Here is a 19717-nt window from a genome sequence, read left to right as displayed (position 1 = left end):
GCCGGCGGGGCTGATTCAGCCTCGCCGGCGTTTGAGGCGCGGGGGTCTGGGGGCGGAGCCCCCAGGGAACGGGCGAAGGGCGGGTAGGGGACCTCCGCCCCGCGCAGCGGCACACCACCCGCACCCGACCCACCGGCACCCGGCCACGTTTCGCCCCCGCGCGAAACTCTGGGGCCCCGCCCACCACCCGTCGCAGACTCCCCGCATGTCGCGCAGCTACCGCTCCCTCCTCCTCCGTACCCCCGAGTTCGCCCCCTTCTTCCTCGCCGCCGCCCTGCGCGTCGCCGCCTCCACCACCGGCGGGCTCGCCCTCGGGGTGCTGGTGTACGGGCGGACCCGCAGCCCCCTGCTGGCCGCCCTCGCCATGTTCGGGCCCTCCCTCGCCCAGGTGCTCGGCGCGACCCTGCTGATGGCCGCCGCCGACCGGCTGCCGCCGCGCGCCGCGCTCGCGGGGCTCGCCGCCCTCGCCGCCGCCGGGACCGGGCTGCTCGCCGCACCCGGGCTGCCGCTGTGGGCGGTGTTCGCGGTGCTGCTCGGGCAGGGGCTGGCCGACTCCCTCGCCGGCGGGGTCCGCTACGGCCTGCTCACCGAGATCCTGCCGCCCGGGGACTACCTCCTCGGCCGGTCCCTCCTCGCCGTCGCCGCCGGGGTCACCCAGGTCGCCGGCTTCGGCGCCGGCGGGCTGCTGCTCGGCGCGCTGTCCCCGCGCGGGGTGCTGCTGGTGTCGGCCGGGCTCGGGGCGGCGGCCGCGCTCACGGTCCGCTGCGGGCTGCGCCGGCGCGCCCCGCGGGCCGGGGGCAGGCCGTCGCCCTCCGAGACCTGGCGCGTCAACCGCCTGCTGCTGTCCGACCCGGCCCGCCGGACCCTGTACCTCGCCCTCTGGGTGCCGAACGGGCTCATCGTCGGCTGCGAGTCGCTGTTCGTCCCGTACGACCCCGCGCACGCCGGGCTGCTGTTCGGCTGTGCCGCCGCCGGGATGCTCGCCGGGGACACCGTCGCGGGTCGCTGGCTGCCCGAGCGGTGGCGCACGCGCCTGGCGGCTCCGCTGCGGCTGCTGCTCGCGCTCCCCTACCTGGTGTTCGCCCTGGAACCGGGTCCGGTCGTGGCGACGGCCGCCGTCACCCTCGCCTCCACCGGCTACGCGGCCGGGCTGCTGATGCAGGAGCGGCTGGTACCGCTGCTGCCCGAGGGGACGCAGGGGCAGGCGCTCGGGCTGCACTCGGCCGGGATGCTCACCCTCCAGGGGGTGTGCGCGGCGCTCGCCGGGGCGGTGGCCCAGTACACCTCCCCGGCGGCCGCGATCACCGTGCTGGCGGCCGCGTCCGTCGTGGTCACCCTGGCACTGGAGCCGGGTCTGCGCCCCGATAGGCTGCGGGTCCGTCCGCCGCACGCCCCTTCTCCCGTTCCCCGAGGTACCGCGCAGTGAGCTCCGCAGCACCCCCCGTACCGGTGACGGTCGTCGGCCTCGGCGCCGACGGCTGGGCCGGGCTCACCGCCGGCGCGCGGTCCGCGCTGGCCTCGGCCGAGGTGCTGATCGGCGGCCCCCGGCAGCTGGACCTGCTGCCGCACGCCGACTGCGCCGGGCTGCGGGTCGCCTGGCCGAGCCCGCTGCGCCCGGCCGTGCCGAAGCTGATGGCGGAGCACGCGGGCCGCCGGATCGCGGTGCTGGCCAGCGGGGACCCCATGTTCTACGGGATCGGCCGCGCGCTGTCCGAGGAGCTGGGCCCGGAGGCCCTGCGGGTCCACCCGCACCCGTCCTCCGTGTCGTACGCGTGCGCCCGCCTCGGCTGGCCGGTGGAGGACACCGAGGTGGTGACCGTGGTCGGCCGGCCGGTGGCCCGGCTGGCGGCCGCGCTGCACGAGGGCCGGCGGGTGCTGGTGCTCAGTGCCGGAGCGGCGACCCCGGACGAGATCGCCGCTCTGCTTCGAGAGCGGGGCTTCGGCCCGAGCCGGATGCGGGTCCTCGAACAGCTCGGCTCCGAGCACGAGGACGCGTACGAGGGCACCGCGCAGGACTGGGCGCACGAGCCCGGCGATCCGCTCAACGTGGTCGCCGTCGAGTGCCGCCGGGACCCCGCGGCCGGCGTGCCCCGGCTCGGCGCCACCCCCGGCCTGCCCGACGCCGCGTACGAGCACGACGGCCAGCTCACCAAGCGCCACGTGCGCGCCGCGACCCTGTGCGCGCTCGCCCCGGCCCCCGGCGAGCTGCTGTGGGACATCGGCGGCGGCTCCGGGTCGATCGGCATCGAGTGGATGCGCACGCACCCGTCCTGCCGCGCGGTGGCGATCGAACGGGTCCCGGAACGGGCCGGCCGCATCACCCGCAACGCCGCCGCGCTCGGCGTCCCCGCCCTGCGCGTGGTCGTCGGCGCGGCCCCGGCCGCCCTGGAGGGACTCCCGGCCCCCGACGCGGTGTTCATCGGCGGCGGGCTGACCGCGCCGGGGCTGCTGGACGCGGCCTGGGCGGCGCTGGCACCCGGAGGCCGGCTGGTGGTCAACACGGTCACCCTGGAATCGGAGGCGGTCCTCGGCGAGCGCCACCGGCGCCACGGCGGCGACCTGGTGAAGCTGGCCGTGTCGCACGCCGTGCCGGTCGGCGGCTTCACGGGCTGGCGGCAGGCCATGCCGGTCACCCAGTGGTCGGTCACGAAGCCGGCCCGGGACACGGAGCCCGCCCTGGACACGGAACCGGCCCGGGACACGAAGACGCAAGGAGAAGCAGAATGACCGTGTACTTCATCGGTGCGGGCCCCGGCGCCGCCGACCTGATCACGGTGCGCGGTGCCCGGACCCTGGCCGCCGCCCCCGTCTGCCTCTACGCGGGCAGCCTGGTGCCGCGCGAGCTGCTGGCCGAATGCCCGGCGGACGCCCGGCTGGTCGACACCTCGCAGCTGAACCTGGACGAGATCGTCGCCGAGTGCGTACGGGCCCACGAGGCGGGCCTGGACGTGGCGCGCCTGCACTCGGGCGACCCGTCGATCTTCAGCGCGGTCGCCGAGCAGATGCGGCGCCTCGACGCGGCCGGCATCCCCTACGAAGTGGTCCCGGGCGTACCGGCCTTCGCCGCGGCGGCGGCCGCCCTCAAGCGGGAGCTGACCGTCCCCACCGTCGGCCAGACCGTGATCCTGACCCGGATCGCCCAGCAGGCCACGCCCATGCCGCCCGGCGAGGACCTGGCCACGCTCGGCCGCAGCGGTGCGCTGCTGGTGCTGCACCTGGCCACCCGGTACGTCGACCGGGTCGTGGACGAACTGCTGCCGCACTACGGCGCCGAGTGCCCGGTGGCGGTGGTGGCGATGGCCAGCCGCCCCGACGAGCTGGTCCTGCGCGGGACCCTGTCCGACATCGCGGCTCAGGTGAAGGCGGCCGGGCTGGTCCGCACCGCCGTCATCATCGTGGGCCGGACGCTGGGCGCGGAGCAGTTCCGCGACAGCCACCTGTACTCGCCCGAGCGCGACCGGCATGTCTGCTGAGGCGGACGGCAGCCCGGCCGCCCGGCGGCACGTCCTGATCCTGGGCGGTACGACGGAGGCCCGCCGGCTGGCGGAGGCGCTGGCGCGCGAGACCCCGTACCGGGTGACGACCTCGCTCGCGGGCCGGGTCGCCGCGCCCGTGCTGCCCCCGGGCGAGACCCGGATCGGCGGCTTCGGCGGCGTCGAGGGGCTCGCCGCCTGGATCACCGGCCACGGCGTCACGCACGTCGTCGACGCCACGCACCCCTTCGCCGAGCGGATGAGCTTCCACGCGGCGGAGGCGGAGGCGCTGACGGGGGTGCCGCTGCTGGCACTGCGCCGTCCCGGCTGGACGCCGGGGCCCGGCGACGACTGGACGTTCGCGGACACCCTCGCCGGTGCTGCCGCCGTGCTGCCCTCGCTCGGCGACCGGGCGTTCCTGACCACGGGCCGGATGGGGCTGCACGCCTTCGCGCACCTCACCGACACCTGGTTCCTGGTGCGTTCGGTGGATCCGCCCGCTGCGCCGGTGCCGCCGCGGCTGGAAGTACTGCTGGCGCGCGGCCCGTTCGGGCTGGCCGACGAGCGGGAGCTGCTGGCCCGGCACCGGATCGACGTGCTGGTCACCAAGGACAGCGGCGGTGACGCCACGTCGCCGAAGCTGACGGCCGCCCGCGAGGCGGGGATCCCGGTCCTGGTCGTACGCCGGCCGCCGGTCCCGGAGCACGTGGCGCGGGCCGCCTCGGTGGAGGCCGTACTGGGCTGGCTCCGCCGGGACTGAGGCCGCGCCGGGGCCCGGACACGGGCCGGGTCACGGCCCCCGCCGCACCCTCTAGGCTGAGGGAATGCGGATACGTCACTCCTTCCTCCTGGTCCTCGCGGCCGCGACGCTCGTCACCGGGTGCGCCACCGGCGGGCAAGAGGCGACGCCCCGGATGTGGGAGCCCGACGACGCCCTCCAGCGGGCCGACAAGGCCCTGGGCGAAGGGGTCGGCAACGGCCGCGTGGCGATGCGGGGGACGAGCTTCCTCGCCAGTGGCATGGACAAGACCCTGGAGACGGCCGGGGAGGGCCCGTACCGGCTCGACATCGCCTGCGACAGCGAGGAGAGCCCCCGGGTCAAGCTGGTGCTGTCGCGCGATCAGGGCCCCGGGGAACGGTCCTTCGACGTGTCGTGCGGCACGGTCGGCGAGGTCACCCGGCTGAACTTCCCCGCCGGTACGGCGCTCACCGCTCACATCGAGCCCACCCCGCAGGACGACTCGCCGCCGGCCGGGGTGCTGTCGTGGCAGTTGCTCACCGTCGACCCGCAGGGCGTCGAGGGCTGCGCGGACGCCCTCGCGGGCTGCTCCGGCTGAGCCCGGCGGGGCTCTCCCCACCCCGCCGGAACCGGCCCGTCCAGGCGTTTTTCCGGTCGGGACTTCGCTTCCGAAAACGATCGGCCCGGATCCGGACAGAGATCCGGACAGGGGCCTCTTCGTATACCCACGCGCTTCCCGCTGCCGTAGGTTCTGCCCCTGTACCCGCACCCGGCACGCCGAACCGCGCCGTCGCGGCCGTCTTCCGACGACCCGGCGACGGGTTCCGCCGTCCTGCCCGGTGTCCCGCACAGCACACGAGAGGGAGCACATGAACAAGCGCGCGTTTGCAGTTGTCGCGACGTCCGTCATCGCGGCGTCCGCGTTGGCCGTTCCGGCCGCCAGTGCCGACACGAGCGGTGCCACCGGCTGCTGGAGCGCCAACGTCAGCCGGGCCGAGGGCCACGGCTGGGCCAATGTCTGCGACTCCGGGAGCGGGTCCAGCGTCTCGGGCTGGATCCAGGACGACAAGGCCGACGGCCGCTGCCCGTGGATCCGCTTCAAGACGGCGGCGGGCTACAGCGCCGGCAGCCCGCGCGTCGGCCCCAAGGGGGCCGTCAAGAACTTCAGCCTGGCCACCGGCTCGCCCATCGTCAGCTTCAACGTCGAGTACGACAACTGCTGACGCAGGCCCCGCCGGTGTGCGGCCCCGGGACTCTCCCCCGGGGCCGCACCCGTGTCCGGCCGCTCACGGGTAGCGGCGCGGCGTCCACGTCACCCGCGACCCGTCGGGCCGCTGCGTGATCCGGGTCTGCGAGGAGCCGACCAGCAGGATCGTCCGCATGTCCACCTCGGACGGGTCCAGTTCGGCCAGCGTCAGCACCCGCACCGACTGCTCCGGGCCGCCCACGTCCCGGGCCACGACCACCGGGGTCTGCGGCGCCCGGAGCTCCAGCAGCAGCTCCCGCGCCTTGGCGACCTGCCAGGTCCGGCTGCGCGAGCCCGGGTTGTACAGGGCGAGCACCAGGTCGGCGCCGGCGGCCGCGCGCAGCCGCTCCGCGACCACCTCCCACGGCTTGAGCCGGTCGGAGAGGGAGATGGTGGCGTAGTCGTGGCCCAGCGGGGCCCCGGCCGCCGCGGCCGCCGCGTTGGCGGCGGTCACGCCCGGCAGCACCCGTACGGGGACGTCCTCGTAGGGGGCCTGCCCGGCCACCTCCAGGACGGCGGTGGCCATGGCGAACACCCCGGGGTCGCCGCCGGAGACCACGGCCACCCGCTTGCCGCGCCGGGCGAGGTCGAGGGCGAACTCGGCGCGCTCGGACTCCACCTTGTTGTCGGAGCCGTGCCGGACCTGGCCCGGCTTGACCGGCACCCGGTCCAGGTAGGTGGTGTAGCCGACGAGCACCTCCGCGTCGGCCAGCGCCCGCCTGGTCTCCGGGGTCAGCCACAGCGGCCCGGCGGGGCCGGTGCCGACGACGGCGACCTCGCCGGGGCCGGAGGGCACGCTGCCCGGGTTGCCGATCCGGCTGGGCACGACGGCGACGGCGAAGTACGGGACGCTGTCCGGGTCGGTGTCCGCCAGGACCCCGGTCCGCTCGCCCTCCATCGTGGCGCGCTCCACGTAGCGGGCCTCGGCGAGCCGGCCGCTGCCCTCCATCGCCCGCCGGACGGCCGGGAAGGTGCGGCCGAGCTTCATCACGACCGCCGAGTCGGTGGCGGCGAGGCGTGCGGTGAGCTCCTCCTCCGGCAGGGTGCCGGGCAGGATCGTCAGCACCTCCTCGCCCTCCACGAGCGGGGTGCCGAGCCGGGCGGCGGCGGCGCTCACGGAGGTGACGCCGGGGATCACCTCGGCCTCGTACCGGTCCGCGAGCCGCTTGTGCATGTGCATGTACGAGCCGTAGAAGAGCGGGTCGCCCTCCGCGAGCACGGCGACCGTGCGGCCGGCGTCCAGGTGCGCGGCCAGGCGGGCGGCGGAGGCCTCGTAGAACTCCTCCATCGCACCCTGGTAGCCGCCGGGGTGGTCGGTGGTCTCGGTGGTCACCGGATAGACCAGCGGTTCCTCGACGTGGTCGGAGCGCAGGTGCTTCGCGGCGATCGAGCGGGCGATGGAACGGCCGTGACGGGCGCTGTGGTAGGCGACGACGTCCGCCTCGGCGATCACCTCGACGGCCCGCAGGGTCATCAGGGAGGGATCACCGGGCCCGAGGCCGACGCCGTAGAGCTTGCCCTTCACGGGAGCGTTCTCCTGACGGTCGCTCATTCTTCCTCGCTCGCGATCGCGTTGATCGCGGCGGCCGCGATGGCGCTGCCGCCGCGCCGGCCCCGCACGATCAGGTGGTCGAGGCCCGAGGGGTGGGCGGCGAGGGCGTCCTTGGACTCGGCGGCGCCGATGAAGCCCACGGGTACGCCGATGACGGCGGCGGGGCGCGGGGCGCCCTCCTCGATCATCTCCAGCAGCCGGAACAGGGCGGTCGGCGCGTTGCCGACGGCGATCACCGAGTTCTCCAGCAGGCCCCGGTCGCGCCAGACTTCGAGCGCGGCGGCGCTGCGCGTGGTGCCCATCTTCGCGGCGAGGGCGGGCACGGCCGGGTCGGAGAGGGTGCAGACCACCTCGTTGTCGGCGGGCAGCCGCTTGCGGGTGACGCCGCTGGCGACCATCTGCACGTCGCACAGGATCGGAGCGCCGGCGTGCAGGGCGGCACGGGCCCGCAGGACGACGTCGGGGGTGTAGCCGAGGTCCTGGGGGAGGTCGGTCATGCCACAGGCGTGAATCATGCGCACCGCGACCTGGGCGACCGAGGCGGGCAGCCCGGAGAGGTCCGCCTCGGCGCGGATCGTGGCAAAGGACTGGCGGTAGATCGCGGCGCCGTCCTTCTCGTACTCGAACACGGTGTACTCGCTCATTTCTTCACTGCGATGCGGGTGTTGTGGTGGTGCGTGCGGCCGTGAGGGCGGCCGCCAGGTCTGCGAACGGCGTGGGCCGGCCGTCGAGTTCGTACCCGTCGGGGGTGGCGACCAGGTCCGCCCAGGCGGTGCCGCGCGGGTGTCCGCAGCGGCGGGCGCAGCCGGACCAGTGCACGGGCAGCGCGGCGGCGTCCGTCCGCCCTTCCCGTACGACGGCACGCGCGTCGGCGCGCACGTCCGCGAGGGACTTGGCGCAACCGGGCCTTCCCGTACAGGCGGTGACGGACAGCCAGGGGCTGTCGGGCCCGGTCACCAGGCCCGCCGCGGCGAGCAGGGCGCGCCCGTCGCCGGGGTCGGGGCCGGGCAGGACGACGCTGCGCCACGGGGTGACGCGCAGCTCGCCGCCGGCGGTGTCGGCGACCTCGGCCAGCAGCCGCCACTGGGCGGAGTCCGGACGGCCGAGCGGGGGCAGGACGCACAGGGCGTCGCCGTGCACCCCGGGCCGGGGCGGCGGCGCGTACGGCCGCGCCGCCTCGGGCAGGCGGACGGCGCCGATGCCGGCGGCGGCCAGCCGGCGGGCGAACTCCCCGCCGTCCAGGGCCTGTCCGGCGGGCAGCTCGGCGACCCGCCAGGGCCGGGTCCCGGCGGCGTCGGCGGCGTCGAGGAAGTACTCGGCGGCCAGCAGCGCCGCCCGGGCCGCGTCGCCGGCGGCCACCTCGACGGCATCGACGGCGGCTCCGAGCCGCACCACGGCCCGGTGGCCGTCGCCGTCGCCGAACACGGTCACGTCGGGGTCGAGGGCGGCGACGTCCCCGCGGCCGTCGTCGAGGGCGAAGAGGAACCGCCCGGACAGGCCCGTCGCCCGGGTGCTCGCGCAGAGCAGCCGGTCCAGCTCCCGGACCCGGTCCGCGAGGCGGGGCCCGCCCAGCGGGGTGGCCACGATGTTGCGGACCCGCTCGTGGCCGGGCGCGGGCAGCAGCCCGGCACCGTCGAGCAGCTCCGCGAGCCCGGCGCCGCAGCCGTCGGCGAGACCGCGCAGCTGGACGTTGCCGCGCGAGGTGAGTTCCAGGTGCCCGTCCCCGAACCGGTCCGCGGCGTCGCCGAGCACGGCGGCCTGCGCAGCGGTGAGCAGCCCGCCGGGGATCCGGACGCGCGCCAGGTACCCGTCATCGGCGGCGTGCAGCCGCAGCGCGCCGGGGCAGGCGTCGCCGCGGTCGCGTATGACGGGTTCGTCCCGCGATGCGGCGGAAGGTGGCTGGGGCGGCATGGCCGCGAGCATACCCACGATTCCCCACCCCCGACCTGTGTCCGTCGCCACCCCGACCAGCACCTCCACCCCACCACACCCCCAGCCCCAACACCGGCCCCCGACTCCAGGCCACAGCACCGAGGGGCACAGCCCCAAGCCGGGCCCGGGCCGCAGGCCCGGCTCAGGCCCGGCTCAGGCTGGGACACAACCCGGGGCGGGCCCGGGGCAGGCCCGGGGCAAACCCCGGGGCGGGCCCAGCGCACAACCGCGGGGCGCGTCCGGGGCGCAGCCCCAAGGCGTGTCCGGGCCGCAGGCCCGGCTCAGGCCTGGGGCGGCGCAGCCCAGGGGCGGGTCCGGCACAGGCCCAGCGCACAACCGCGGGGCGGGTCCGGGGCGCAGCCCCAAGGCGGGTCCGGGGCGCAGCCCCGGGGAACGGGCGAAGGGCGGGGCGGGGAGCAGCCCGCGCAGCGACCCCCACCCCGCACCCGCACCCGCCGGCACCGGCACCGGCACCGGCACCCCACCGCCCCCACCCGCCCCCGGCGCCCCCGGCCCACCCCCCGGGCCCGGGCAAGGCACCCCACCCCCACTCCCGGCCAGGGAAAAGGCCGCCTAAGATGACCTTCCGACGGGCCGCTCGGCCCGTCATCGCCGAGGACGGCGACATGGGAGGAAGCCCGGTGCGATTCCGGCGCGGTCCCGCCACTGTGAACCCCGCGGAGCGATCGGCCGGGTGAGTCAGGAACTCCCGCCGTCCTCACTGCCCGGGGCGCGGAAACCCCGAGGAAGGCCTGCCGCCGCATGATCCTGCTGCTGTCGACGTCCGACACCGATCTGCTCAGCGCCCGCGCCGCGAACGTCGCCGGCGGCCCCGTGCCGTACCGGTTCGCGAACCCCTCCCGCCTCCCCCTCGACGACCTGCCCGGCCTGCTCGACGGTGTCGGACTGGTCGTCGTACGCCTCCTCGGCGGTCTCCGCGCCTGGCAGGAGGGCCTCGACGTGCTCCTCGCCGCCGGGCAGACCCGCCCCGTGGTCGTGCTGACCGGCGAACAGGCTCCCGACGCGCAGCTGATGGAGGCCTCCACGGTCCCGATCGGCATCGCCGCCGAGGCGCACCGCTACCTCGCGCACGGCGGCCCGGCCAACCTGGAGCAGCTGGCCCGCTTCCTCTCGGACACCGTCCTGCTCACCGGCCACGGCTTCGAGCCCGCCGCCGCCTCCCCCACCTGGGGCCACCTGGAGCGCACCCCCGCGCAGGGCTCCGGCCCCCGGGTCGCGGTGCTCTACTACCGCGCGCACCAGATGAGCGGCAACACCGCCTTCGTGCATGCCCTCTGCAACGCCGTCGAGGCCAAGGGCGGGCAGCCGCTCCCCCTCTACGTCTCCTCCCTGCGCTCCCCCGAGCCGGAGCTGCTGGAGGCCCTGGCCACCGCCGACGCGATCGTCACCACGGTGCTCGCCGCCGGCGGCACCCGTCCCGCCACCGCCTCCGCGGGCGGGGACGACGAGTCCTGGGACGCGGGCGCGCTGGCCGGGCTGGGCGTGCCGATCCTCCAGGCCCTGTGCCTGACGGGTTCGCGCGGCACCTGGGAGGAGAACGACGAGGGCCTGTCCCCGCTCGACGCCGCCACCCAGGTCGCCGTCCCCGAGTTCGACGGCCGCCTGATCACCGTCCCGTTCTCCTTCAAGGAGATCGATGAGGACGGCCTGCCCGCGTACGTGGCCGACACCGAGCGCGCCGCCCGCGTCGCCGGCATCGCGGTGCGCCACGCCCGGCTGCGGCACATCGAGCGCGCCGACAAGAAGATCGCCCTGGTCCTCTCCGCGTACCCGACCAAGCACTCCCGCATCGGCAACGCGGTCGGCCTGGACACCCCGGCCAGCGCCGTCGAGCTGCTGCGCACGCTCATCGCGCACGGCTACGACTTCGGCCCCGTGACGGAGATCCCCGGTCTGGTCTCCGGCGACGGCGACGAGCTGATCCGCGCCCTGATCGAGGCCGGCGGCCACGACCAGGACTGGCTGACCGAGGAGCAGCTGGCCCGCAACCCGGTCCGCATCCCGGCCGCCGACTACCGGCGCTGGTTCGCCGAGCTGCCCGCCGACCTGCGCGAGAGCGTCGAGGAGCACTGGGGCGAGGCCCCCGGCAACATGTTCGTGGACCGCTCCTCGAACCCGGAGGGCGACATCGTCCTCGCGGCCCTGCGCCGCGGGAACCTGCTCATCCTGATCCAGCCGCCGCGCGGCTTCGGCGAGAACCCGATCGCGATCTACCACGACCCGGATCTGCCGCCCTCGCACCACTACCTGGCGGCGTACCGCTGGATCCAGGCGGCGGCCGAGGACGGCGGTTTCGGCGCCGACGCGATGATCCACCTCGGCAAGCACGGCAACCTGGAGTGGCTGCCGGGCAAGAACGCGGGCCTCTCCGCGTCCTGCGCGCCCGACGCCGCACTCGGCGACCTCCCCCTCGTCTACCCCTTCCTGGTGAACGACCCGGGCGAGGGCACGCAGGCCAAGCGGCGCGTGCACGCCACCCTGGTCGACCACCTGGTGCCGCCGATGGCCCGCGCGGAGTCGTACGGCGACATCGCGCGCCTGGAGCAGCACCTGGACGAGTACGCCCAGATCAGCTCCATGGACCCGTCGAAGCTGCCGGCGATCCGCGCCCAGATCTGGACGCTGATCCAGGCGGCGAAGCTGGACCACGACCTGGGTCTCGAAGAGCGCCCGGACGACGACGGCTTCGACGACTTCCTGCTGCACGTCGACGGCTGGCTGTGCGAGGTCAAGGACGCCCAGATCCGCGACGGCCTGCACGTCCTCGGCGGCGCCCCGACCGGTGAGGGCCGGGTCAACCTGGTCCTGTCCATCCTGCGCGCCCGCCAGATCTGGGGCGGCACCTCCGCCCTGCCCGGCCTGCGCGAGGCCCTCGGCCTCGACGAGTCGGCGGCGACGCGCACGGCGGCGGACACCGTCGAGGAGACGGCCCGGTCGCTGGTCCAGGCGATGGAGGACGCGGAGTGGGACCCGGCGGCGGTCGCCGCGGTCTCGGCGGGCCACCCGCAGGCGGTCTCCGACATCCTGTCCTTCGCGGCGCACGAGGTGGTCCCGCGCCTGGCCGGCACCACGGACGAGATCGCCCACGTGGTCCGGGCCCTGGACGGCGGCTTCGTCCCGGCCGGCCCGTCGGGCTCCCCGCTGCGCGGCCTGGTCAACGTCCTCCCGACGGGCCGCAACTTCTACTCGGTCGACCCGAAGGCCGTGCCCTCCCGGCTGGCCTGGGAGACGGGCCAGGCCCTCGCGGACTCGCTCCTCGCCCGCTACCGCGCCGACCACGACGACGAGTGGCCGGCCTCCGTGGGCCTGTCCCTGTGGGGCACGAGCGCGATGCGCACGGCCGGCGACGACGTCGCGGAGGCCCTCGCCCTGCTGGGCGTCCGCCCGGTCTGGGACGAGGCCTCGCGCCGCGTCACGGGCGTCGAGGCGATCCCGCTGTCCGAGCTCGGCCGACCCCGCATCGACGTGACCCTGCGCATCTCGGGCTTCTTCCGCGACGCGTTCCCGCACGTCATCGGCCTCCTGGACGACGCGGTCCGGCTGGCGGCCTCCCTGGACGAGCCGGCGGAGTCGAACTTCGTCCGGGCCCACGCCCAGGCGGACCTGGCCGCGCACGGCGACGAGCGCAAGGCCACCACCCGCATCTTCGGCTCGCGCCCGGGCACGTACGGCGCGGGCATCCTCCAGCTGATCGACTCCCGCGACTGGCGCACGGACGCCGACCTCGCGGAGGTCTACACGGTCTGGGGCGGCTACGCGTACGGCCGCGGTCTGGAGGGCCGACCGGCCCGCACCGAGATGGAGACGGCGTACAAGCGCATCACCGTCGCCGCGAAGAACACGGACACGCGCGAGCACGACATCGCCGACTCCGACGACTACTTCCAGTACCACGGCGGCATGGTGGCCACCGTCCGCGCCCTGCGCGGCACCGCCCCCGAGGCGTACATCGGCGACTCCACCCGCCCGGAGACGGTCAAGACCCGCACCCTGGTCGAGGAGACCTCCCGCGTCTTCCGCGCCCGCGTGGTCAACCCCAAGTGGATCGAGGCGATGCGCCGCCACGGCTACAAGGGCGCCTTCGAGCTCGCCGCGACGGTCGACTACCTCTTCGGCTACGACGCCACCACCGGAGTCGTCGCGGACTGGATGTACGACAAGCTCACCGAGACGTACGTCCTCGACCCGACGAACCGCGCCTTCCTGGAGGAGGCCAACCCCTGGGCCCTCCACGGCATCGCGGAACGCCTCCTGGAGGCGGAGTCCCGCGGCATGTGGGAGAAGCCGGACCCGCAGGTCCTCGAATCCCTGCGCCAGGTCTACCTGGACACGGAGGGCAACCTGGAGGGCGAGGCCGAGTAACCGGCCCTCCCCCGGCACACCGGACGGCCCGGCCCCCGCACCCCTCGTCGGAGGGGTGCGGGGGCCGGGCCGTCGGCGTCGCGGCCGTCACCTGAACCGGTGAACTCTCCCCGTCCGGGCGACGCCGGGGGCGGGGCGGTGCTGATCTCGTGCGGGGGGCCGGAAACGCCTGCCCCCGCGCCCTTCGACGAAAGGCCGGCCCCGCAGTGACGCAGCCGTTCCGACTGCCGGAGTTCTACGTGCCGTACCCGGCGCGCCTCAACCCCCGCCTGGAGGAGGCGCGGGCCCACAGCAAGGAGTGGGCGCGGGCCTTCGGGATGCTGGAGGGGTCCGGGGTCTGGGAGGAGTCGGACCTCGACGCGCACGACTACGCGCTGCTGTGCTCGTACACGCACCCCGACTGCGACGGCGACGCGCTGTCCCTGGTCACCGACTGGTACGTGTGGGTGTTCTTCTTCGACGACCACTTCCTGGAGACGTTCAAGCGCTCCCGGGACCGGGCCGGGGCCAGGGCCTACCTCGACCGGCTGCCCGCCTTCATGCCGATGGACCTGGCGGAAGGTTTCCCCGAGGCCACCAACCCCGTCGAGGCCGGACTCGCCGACCTGTGGGCGCGGACCGTCCCGGCCATGTCCGCCGACTGGCGGGAGCGGTTCGCCCTCTCCACGAAGAACCTGCTCGACGAATCCATGTGGGAGCTCGCCAACATCGGCATCGGGCGGATCGCGAACCCCCTCGAGTACATCGAGATGCGCCGCAAGGTCGGCGGCGCGCCCTGGTCGGCCGGGCTGGTCGAGTACGTGGCCGCCGAGGTGCCGGCGCGGGTGGCGCACTCGCGGCCGCTGGGCGTCCTGCGCGACGCGTTCTCCGACGCCGTGCACATCAGGAACGACATCTTCTCCTACCAGCGCGAGGTGCAGGACGAGGGCGAACTCTCCAACGCGGTCCTCGTGTTGGAGACCTTCCTCGGCTGCACCACCCAGCAGGCCGCCGAGGTCTCCAACGACCTGCTGACCTCCCGCCTCCAGCAGTTCGAGCAGACCGCCCTCACCGAACTCCCCCGCCTCTTCGCCGAACACGCCCTCACCCCCGCCGAGACCGCGGCCGTGCTCGCCTACGCCAAGGGCCTGCAGGACTGGCAGTCGGGCGGCCACGAATGGCACATGGCCTCCGGCCGCTACATGAACGAGGGCGCCCGGCCCACCGGACGGCTGACCCTGCCCTTCCTCCCCTCCGGGCTCGGCACCAGCGCTTTCGACCTGGGATCGGCCTTCACCCGCCGCTCGATGGAGCTGCGCCGCCGCTCCTTCTCCCACGCCCCCCACCAGCCGACCGGCCCCTGCGTGGTCCCCGACATCCGCATGCCCTACGAGCTGCGCCTGAGCCCGCACCTGGACCACGCCCGCGAGGAGTCGGTGCGGTGGTCACGCCGGATGGGGCTGCTGGACCCGCAGCCCGGGGACCCGGGATCGGCGATCTGGGACGAACGCAAGCTGCGCGGCTACGACTTCGCGCTCTGCTCGGCCGGCATCGACCCCGACGCGACGGCGCAGGAGCTGCTGCTGAACGCGTGCTGGCTGACCTGGGGGACCTACGCGGACGACTACTACCCGGTGGTGTTCGGGCAGTCCGGCGACATCGCCGGCGCGAAGGCGGCCACCCGGCGGCTGATCGCGATGATGCCGGTGGAGGCCGGCGAAACCGTGCCGGCGCCGCTGACCGTGCTGGAGAGCTCCCTCGCCGAGCTCTGGGCCCGCACCGTCGCCGGCATGACGGAGGCCGGCCGCGCCGAGTTCCGGGCGACGATGGCGGAGATGCTGGAGAGCTGGGTGTGGGAGGTGGAGAACCAGTTCCACCGCCGGGTCCCGGACCCGGTGGACTACGCCGAGATGCGCCGCCTCACCTTCGGCTCCCGGATGACCATGTACATGTGCCGGCTGGGGCAGGAGGGGCGCGGCATCCCCGACGAGGTGTACCGGTCGGGCACCGTCCGTGCGCTGGAGAACGCGGCGGCCGACGTCGGCTGCCTCGTCAACGACCTCTTCTCGTACCGCAAGGAGGTGGAGTTCGAGGGCGAGCTGCACAACCACGTCCTGGTCACCCGGACCTTCTTCGACATCGGCTACCCCGAGGCCCTGCACATCTGCCACTCCCTCCTGGAGCAGCGGCTGGAGGAGTTCCGGCACGTCGCCGCGGACCAGCTGCCCGTGCTGTACGAGGACCGGCGGCTGGACGCCGGGGCCCGGGCCGCGGTCGACGCGTACGTCGGCGAGCTCCAGGACTGGCTCACCGGGGTCCTGCACTGGCACCGGATGACGGGCCGCTACCGCGACGAGAACCTGCACCGGCCCGCCGACTCCCTCGCCGCGGCCGTCCTGAGCAGCGGCTTCGGGAGGTCGGCGGTGCGGATCGGGCGGCCGGCCTGACCGGGCCGCCCGCCCGCGGGCCGGGTCAGAACTCGTCAGAAGTGTGCGGCAGCAGGCCGGTGCGCAGGGCGGCGTCCAGGGCGGCCGCCGCGCCGGGGGTGTGCTCGGCCACCAGTCCTGCGGCGACGAGTTCCTCGGCCCGGGTCCCGCCCAGGTAGCAGGCGGCCAGCTCGCGCACGTCCAGGGACAGGTCGGGTTCGGCGCGGGAGGTCTCGTACGTCGCCCCGCCCTGCCCGGCCTTGAGCCGGAACCGTCCGGCGTTCGCGGGCAGCCGTACGTCGGTCAGGTCGAGTACGAGTTCCACGGGCGCGGCCCACGCCCGGCCGGTCAGCGCCGCCCGCACGTCGACGAGGCGCAGCCACAGCCCCGGGTACTGGGCGGTGATCCTGACCTGGTCCCGGTCGGCGGCGAAGTGCAGCAGCGGGTCGTCCAGGGGGCGGCCCCACGCGGAGACCTTGCCGGTCAGGTCGAGGGAGGCCAGGCACTGCCACAGCGCGGCGGCCACCGCCGGGGTCTCGGCCTCCAGTTCGTCGACGCGGACGAGGCCGGGGCTGCGGGCGGGCGCCCCGTCGTCCTCGTGCTTGGTGCGGTAGAGGACGTAGCCGGCCACCGGTTCGCCCGGTTCGCCGAGGGCGATGATCCGGGGCGGGCCGAGCTCCTCGTCCTCCTCGTCCTGTTCGCAGAGCCATTCCTCGGCCCAGCGCTCGGCGCTCCGGCCGGGCCGGCCGGCCCGGGTGCGGCGGGCGGCCTCGTGGAAGGGGGCGATGACGGTGGGGACCTCTTCGGGGCCGACCAGCCGCAGCGGGCGCGGGTCGGGGTCGATGCGCAGGGCGAGCGGCCGGGAGGAGTCGATCTCGATGGTGGCGCCCTGGGTGGCGGGGCCGTAGCCGAAGCGGCCGTAGATGGCGGCTTCGGAGGCCCACAGGACGACGAGGGGGCGGCCTTCGGCGCCGGCGCGGCGCAGCTGTTCGTCCATGAGGGCGGTCAGGACGCCCCGGCGGCGGTGGGTGGGGGCGACGGAGACGAAGGTGAGGCCGGGGCCGTCGAGGTCGGTGCCGCCCGGGACGGAGATCCGGAAGGGGTGGGCGGCCATGAAGCCGACCAGTGCGTCGCCCTCGTAGGCGCCGAGGCGGGCGCAGCGGGTGAGCAGGGAGTGGTGCCGTTCGCGGGTCTCCGGTTCCGGGCGGTCGTGGAAGACCAGGTAGGCGAGCTCCTGAGCGCGGTCGATGTCGGCTTCGGGTACCTCGCGGATGTCCACCATGATCCGGAGACTAATCGGTCATCGCGGACTGGTCACACCATATTGGCCGGATCTGCCCGTACGGCCGGTCCCGTTGACGGGTCCGGCCGGTTTCCGGGCTTGCCGTGAACGGCCTTCAGCGGCTGCCGGGTCCGGTCCAGCCGGCCGGGACGTGTCCGATTCGGACCCGCTGGGGGTGGTCGCCGACGGGGACGGAGACGCGTTTGGCCCCGGTGGCGAAGTCGATGGCGGTGACCCGGTCGGCGCCGCTCTCGGAGATGACGCAGGCGGTGCCGTCCCCGCTGACGGTGGCCCAGTAGGGCTTGGCGGCGGGGACGAGCGGCCCCTCGGCGAGGGTGGCGCGGTCGACGACGGTCGCGTAGTCGTCCATGGTGCCGGCGATGCAGAGCCTGCTCCCGTCGGGGCTCATGGACATGCCGTGGTGGCGGGAGTCGTTGACCCACGTGGTGCGGTCGGCGGAGGTCGCCGGGTTCTGGGGGAGGGTCTTGACGCGGGTGATCCGGTCGGAGGCCACGTCGTACTCGACGAACCCGTTGAAGAAGGAGACCTGGAAGTACAGCTTGGATTCGTCGGGGCTGAAGGAGACCGGCCGTACTGCGTCGGAGAGGTCGCCCCGGCCGAAGGCGTCGAGGCGTTCGCGCATGTCGATGACGCGGACGGTGCGGAAGGTCTCCGTGTCGACGACGGTGATCTTCCGGTCGCCCTTCGTCCAGTCCAGCCAGGGGGCGTCGAGGGCGGAGGTGACGTCGCCGATGGCGCTGTTCCAGAGGTACCGGCCGCCCTGGGTGAAGGTGTTCTCGTGGGGTTTGTCGCCGGTGGTGAAGGATCCGGTCTGCCGGCCGGTGGCGATGTCGAGGACGTGGACGGTGTTCGCGGTGGAGGCGGAGACGGCGACGCGGGTGCCGTCGGGCGAGACGGCCATGTGGTCGGAGCGGTGGCCGGCCACCGGGAAGCGCCAGTTGATCCGGCCGGTGCGCACGTCGATGGAGACGACGTCGGCGAAGCTGGGGCGGGAGACCACGACGGCCGACCCGTCGGGGGTGGTGTACATGTCGTCGACGAGCTGGTCGTGGCCCTCGCCGGCGGTGGCCCGGATGCCGAGGAAGAAGCCGAGCTTCACGGGGTTGAGCCAGATCTCGCGGAGCCGTTCCTCCTTGTCGGGGACGACGTCGATCCGGCCGATGCGGGCGAGGTCGCCGGTGGAGGCGAGGACGTCGGCGGTGCCCTCCCAGTTGTTGCCGACGAAGAGCACCTCGCGCAGGCCGCCGCCGGGCGGCGCCGCCGCGCCGGCGGCGGGGCCGAGGGCCGCGGCGAGGCCCGCCAGCGCCAGGGCGCACGTCAGGCGGAGGGCACGTGCGGGGGTGCGACCGGTCCGGGACATCCGCTCAACTCCGATACGGGGAGGGACTGTTACCGGCCGGTAAAATAGGCGGGGCAGGCAGAAGGCGCAACCCCCGGGAGGGTCGCGCCTTCACTCACGTCAGGGGGCGCCCCTTCAGGCGACCGAGCCGATCCTGCCGATCACCGTGTTCGAGGTGTCGTGGTGGATCGGGATGTGCGCGCCGGTGAGGGCGGCGCCGCTGCCGCCGCGGCGGTTCGCGACGATCTCGGCGGCGATGGACAGCGCGGTCTCCTCCGGGGAGCGGGCGCCGAGGTCCAGGCCGATCGGCGAGCGCAGCCGGGCCAGTTCGAGCTCGGTCACGCCGACCTCGCGGAGCCGCTTGTTGCGGTCCTCGTGGGTGCGGCGGGAGCCCATGGCGCCGACGTAGGCGACGGGAAGCTTGAGGGCCAGTTCGAGGAGCGGTACGTCGAACTTGGCGTCGTGGGTGAGGACGCAGAGCACGGTGCGGCCGTCCACCTTGGCGGTCTCCAGGTAGCGGTGCGGCCAGTCGACCACGATCTCGTCCGCCTCGGGGAAACGCTTCTTCGTGGCGAAGACGGGCCGGGCGTCGCACAGCGTCACGTGGTAGCCGAGGAACTTGCCGATCCGCACCAGGGCGGAGGCGAAGTCGATGGCACCGAAGACGATCATCCGCGGGGGCGGGACGCTGGACTCGACGAGGACCTTGAGCGGCTCTCCGCACAGCCGGCCGTCGGCGCCGATCTCCAGCACGCCGGTCCGGCCGGCGTCGAGCATGGCGCGGGCCTCTTCGGCGATGGTGCGGTCCAGCTCGGGGTGGCCGCCGTAGCCGCCCTCGAAGGAGCCGTCGGGGCCGACCACGAGGGCGCGGCCCATCAGCTCGGCCGGGCCGTCGGCGATCCGGGCCACCGCGGCGGCCTCACCCTGGGCCGCGGCGCGCAGCGCGGTGGCGAGCACCTCCCGCAGGGGGGAGCCCACGGGGACCGGGGTGACCAGGATGTCGATGATTCCGCCGCAGGTCAGACCCACGGCGAAGGCATCGTCGTCGCTGTAGCCGAAGCGCTCCTGGACGGTCTCGCCGTCCTCGATCGCCTGCCGGCACAGCTCGTACACCGCGCCCTCCACGCATCCGCCGGAAACCGATCCGATGGCCGTGCCCTCGCCGTCGACGGCGAGCGCGGCCCCGGGCTGCCGGGGAGCGCTCCCGCCGACCGCCACCACGGTGGCGACGGCGAAGTCACGTCCCTGCTCGACCCACCGGTTCAGTTCCTCGGCGATGTCCAGCATGTGCGGCCTCCTCGGAGGGGTTCGGGTTCCAGTATCGGATGCGTGGAGGGTCAGGTGG

At 74.8% G+C, this 19717-nt stretch carries 14 protein-coding genes and 1 riboswitch; of the genes, 8 read left to right on the top strand and 6 right to left on the bottom strand.

What is annotated here, in order from left to right:
* The first annotated feature begins 205 nt into the window (after window positions 1–205).
* The 6 genes from ACIPW5_RS37770 (at window position 206) to ACIPW5_RS37745 (ending at window position 5435) form a co-directional block, all read left to right on the top strand.
* On the top strand, window positions 206–1426 hold the full coding sequence (locus tag ACIPW5_RS37770; RefSeq protein WP_401255372.1) for an MFS transporter: 1221 nt from the start codon (window positions 206–208) through the stop codon (window positions 1424–1426).
* Window positions 1423–2727, top strand: a complete 1305-nt coding sequence (gene cbiE / locus ACIPW5_RS37765) for a precorrin-6y C5,15-methyltransferase (decarboxylating) subunit CbiE (RefSeq protein WP_401255369.1) — start codon at window positions 1423–1425, stop codon at window positions 2725–2727. Before ACIPW5_RS37770 ends, cbiE begins: the two co-directional genes overlap by 4 nt.
* The gene (gene cobM / locus ACIPW5_RS37760) at window positions 2724–3473 is read left to right on the top strand and encodes a precorrin-4 C(11)-methyltransferase (RefSeq protein ID WP_401255367.1); all 750 of its coding nucleotides are present in this window, start codon (window positions 2724–2726) and stop codon (window positions 3471–3473) included. The genes cbiE and cobM overlap by 4 nt, the downstream gene beginning before the upstream one ends.
* Window positions 3463–4233 (top strand): cobalt-precorrin-6A reductase, encoded by a 771-nt coding sequence (locus ACIPW5_RS37755; RefSeq protein WP_401255364.1) that lies wholly within the window; start codon window positions 3463–3465, stop codon window positions 4231–4233. Before cobM ends, ACIPW5_RS37755 begins: the two co-directional genes overlap by 11 nt.
* A 64-nt stretch (window positions 4234–4297) precedes the next feature.
* Window positions 4298–4810 carry a hypothetical protein gene (locus tag ACIPW5_RS37750; RefSeq protein ID WP_401255361.1) on the top strand — a complete coding sequence of 171 codons (513 nt, stop codon included), beginning with the start codon at window positions 4298–4300 and terminating at the stop codon, window positions 4808–4810.
* 271 nt (window positions 4811–5081) lie between these two features.
* Window positions 5082–5435, top strand: a complete 354-nt coding sequence (locus tag ACIPW5_RS37745; RefSeq protein ID WP_401255358.1) for a hypothetical protein — start codon at window positions 5082–5084, stop codon at window positions 5433–5435.
* Between the two features lie 63 nt (window positions 5436–5498).
* On the opposite strand, the gene ACIPW5_RS37740 is transcribed toward ACIPW5_RS37745, so the two are convergent.
* The 3 genes from ACIPW5_RS37740 to ACIPW5_RS37730 are packed head-to-tail and all read right to left on the bottom strand — an operon-like array spanning window position 5499 to window position 8933.
* Window positions 5499–7010: a precorrin-2 C(20)-methyltransferase gene (locus tag ACIPW5_RS37740; RefSeq protein WP_401255355.1), complete on the bottom strand. Its 1512-nt coding sequence runs from the start codon at window positions 7008–7010 to the stop codon at window positions 5499–5501.
* Window positions 7007–7654 carry a precorrin-8X methylmutase gene (locus tag ACIPW5_RS37735; protein WP_401255352.1) on the bottom strand — a complete coding sequence of 216 codons (648 nt, stop codon included), beginning with the start codon at window positions 7652–7654 and terminating at the stop codon, window positions 7007–7009. The genes ACIPW5_RS37740 and ACIPW5_RS37735 overlap by 4 nt, the downstream gene beginning before the upstream one ends.
* Window positions 7655–7658: 4 nt before the next feature.
* Window positions 7659–8933: a cobalamin biosynthesis protein CobG gene (locus ACIPW5_RS37730; RefSeq protein ID WP_401255377.1), complete on the bottom strand. Its 1275-nt coding sequence runs from the start codon at window positions 8931–8933 to the stop codon at window positions 7659–7661.
* Between the two features lie 581 nt (window positions 8934–9514).
* Window positions 9515–9672, top strand: a riboswitch (cobalamin riboswitch).
* Window positions 9673–9704: 32 nt separating this feature from the next.
* Between ACIPW5_RS37730 and cobN the strand changes: the two genes are divergently transcribed.
* Both cobN and ACIPW5_RS37720 read left to right on the top strand, forming a co-directional pair.
* Complete coding sequence (gene cobN, locus ACIPW5_RS37725) at window positions 9705–13325, top strand: cobaltochelatase subunit CobN (RefSeq protein ID WP_401255349.1); 3621 nt, start codon at window positions 9705–9707, stop codon at window positions 13323–13325.
* A 206-nt stretch (window positions 13326–13531) separates the two neighbouring features.
* Window positions 13532–15751, top strand: coding sequence for a germacradienol/geosmin synthase (locus ACIPW5_RS37720; protein WP_401255346.1), 2220 nt, complete (start codon window positions 13532–13534; stop codon window positions 15749–15751).
* 25 nt (window positions 15752–15776) lie between these two features.
* Here ACIPW5_RS37720 and ACIPW5_RS37715 read toward each other — a convergent pair whose 3' ends face one another.
* From ACIPW5_RS37715 to ACIPW5_RS37705, 3 genes are all read right to left on the bottom strand, one after another.
* Complete coding sequence (locus tag ACIPW5_RS37715) at window positions 15777–17012, bottom strand: GNAT family N-acetyltransferase (RefSeq protein WP_401255344.1); 1236 nt, start codon at window positions 17010–17012, stop codon at window positions 15777–15779.
* Between the two features lie 115 nt (window positions 17013–17127).
* Window positions 17128–18393, bottom strand: a complete 1266-nt coding sequence (locus ACIPW5_RS37710; protein ID WP_401255341.1) for a YncE family protein — start codon at window positions 18391–18393, stop codon at window positions 17128–17130.
* Window positions 18394–18507: 114 nt separating this feature from the next.
* Entirely contained in the window at window positions 18508–19659 is a 1152-nt protein-coding gene (locus tag ACIPW5_RS37705) for an XdhC family protein (protein ID WP_401255338.1), read from the bottom strand.
* Window positions 19660–19717 lie beyond the last annotated feature (58 nt).

It is taken from the genome of Streptomyces sp. NPDC090077, from assembly GCF_044747545.1.
Classification (GTDB): Bacteria; Actinomycetota; Actinomycetes; order Streptomycetales; family Streptomycetaceae; genus Streptomyces.
Note: the sequence above shows the minus strand (reverse complement) of the source record. Positions and strands in the feature narration are given on the sequence as shown.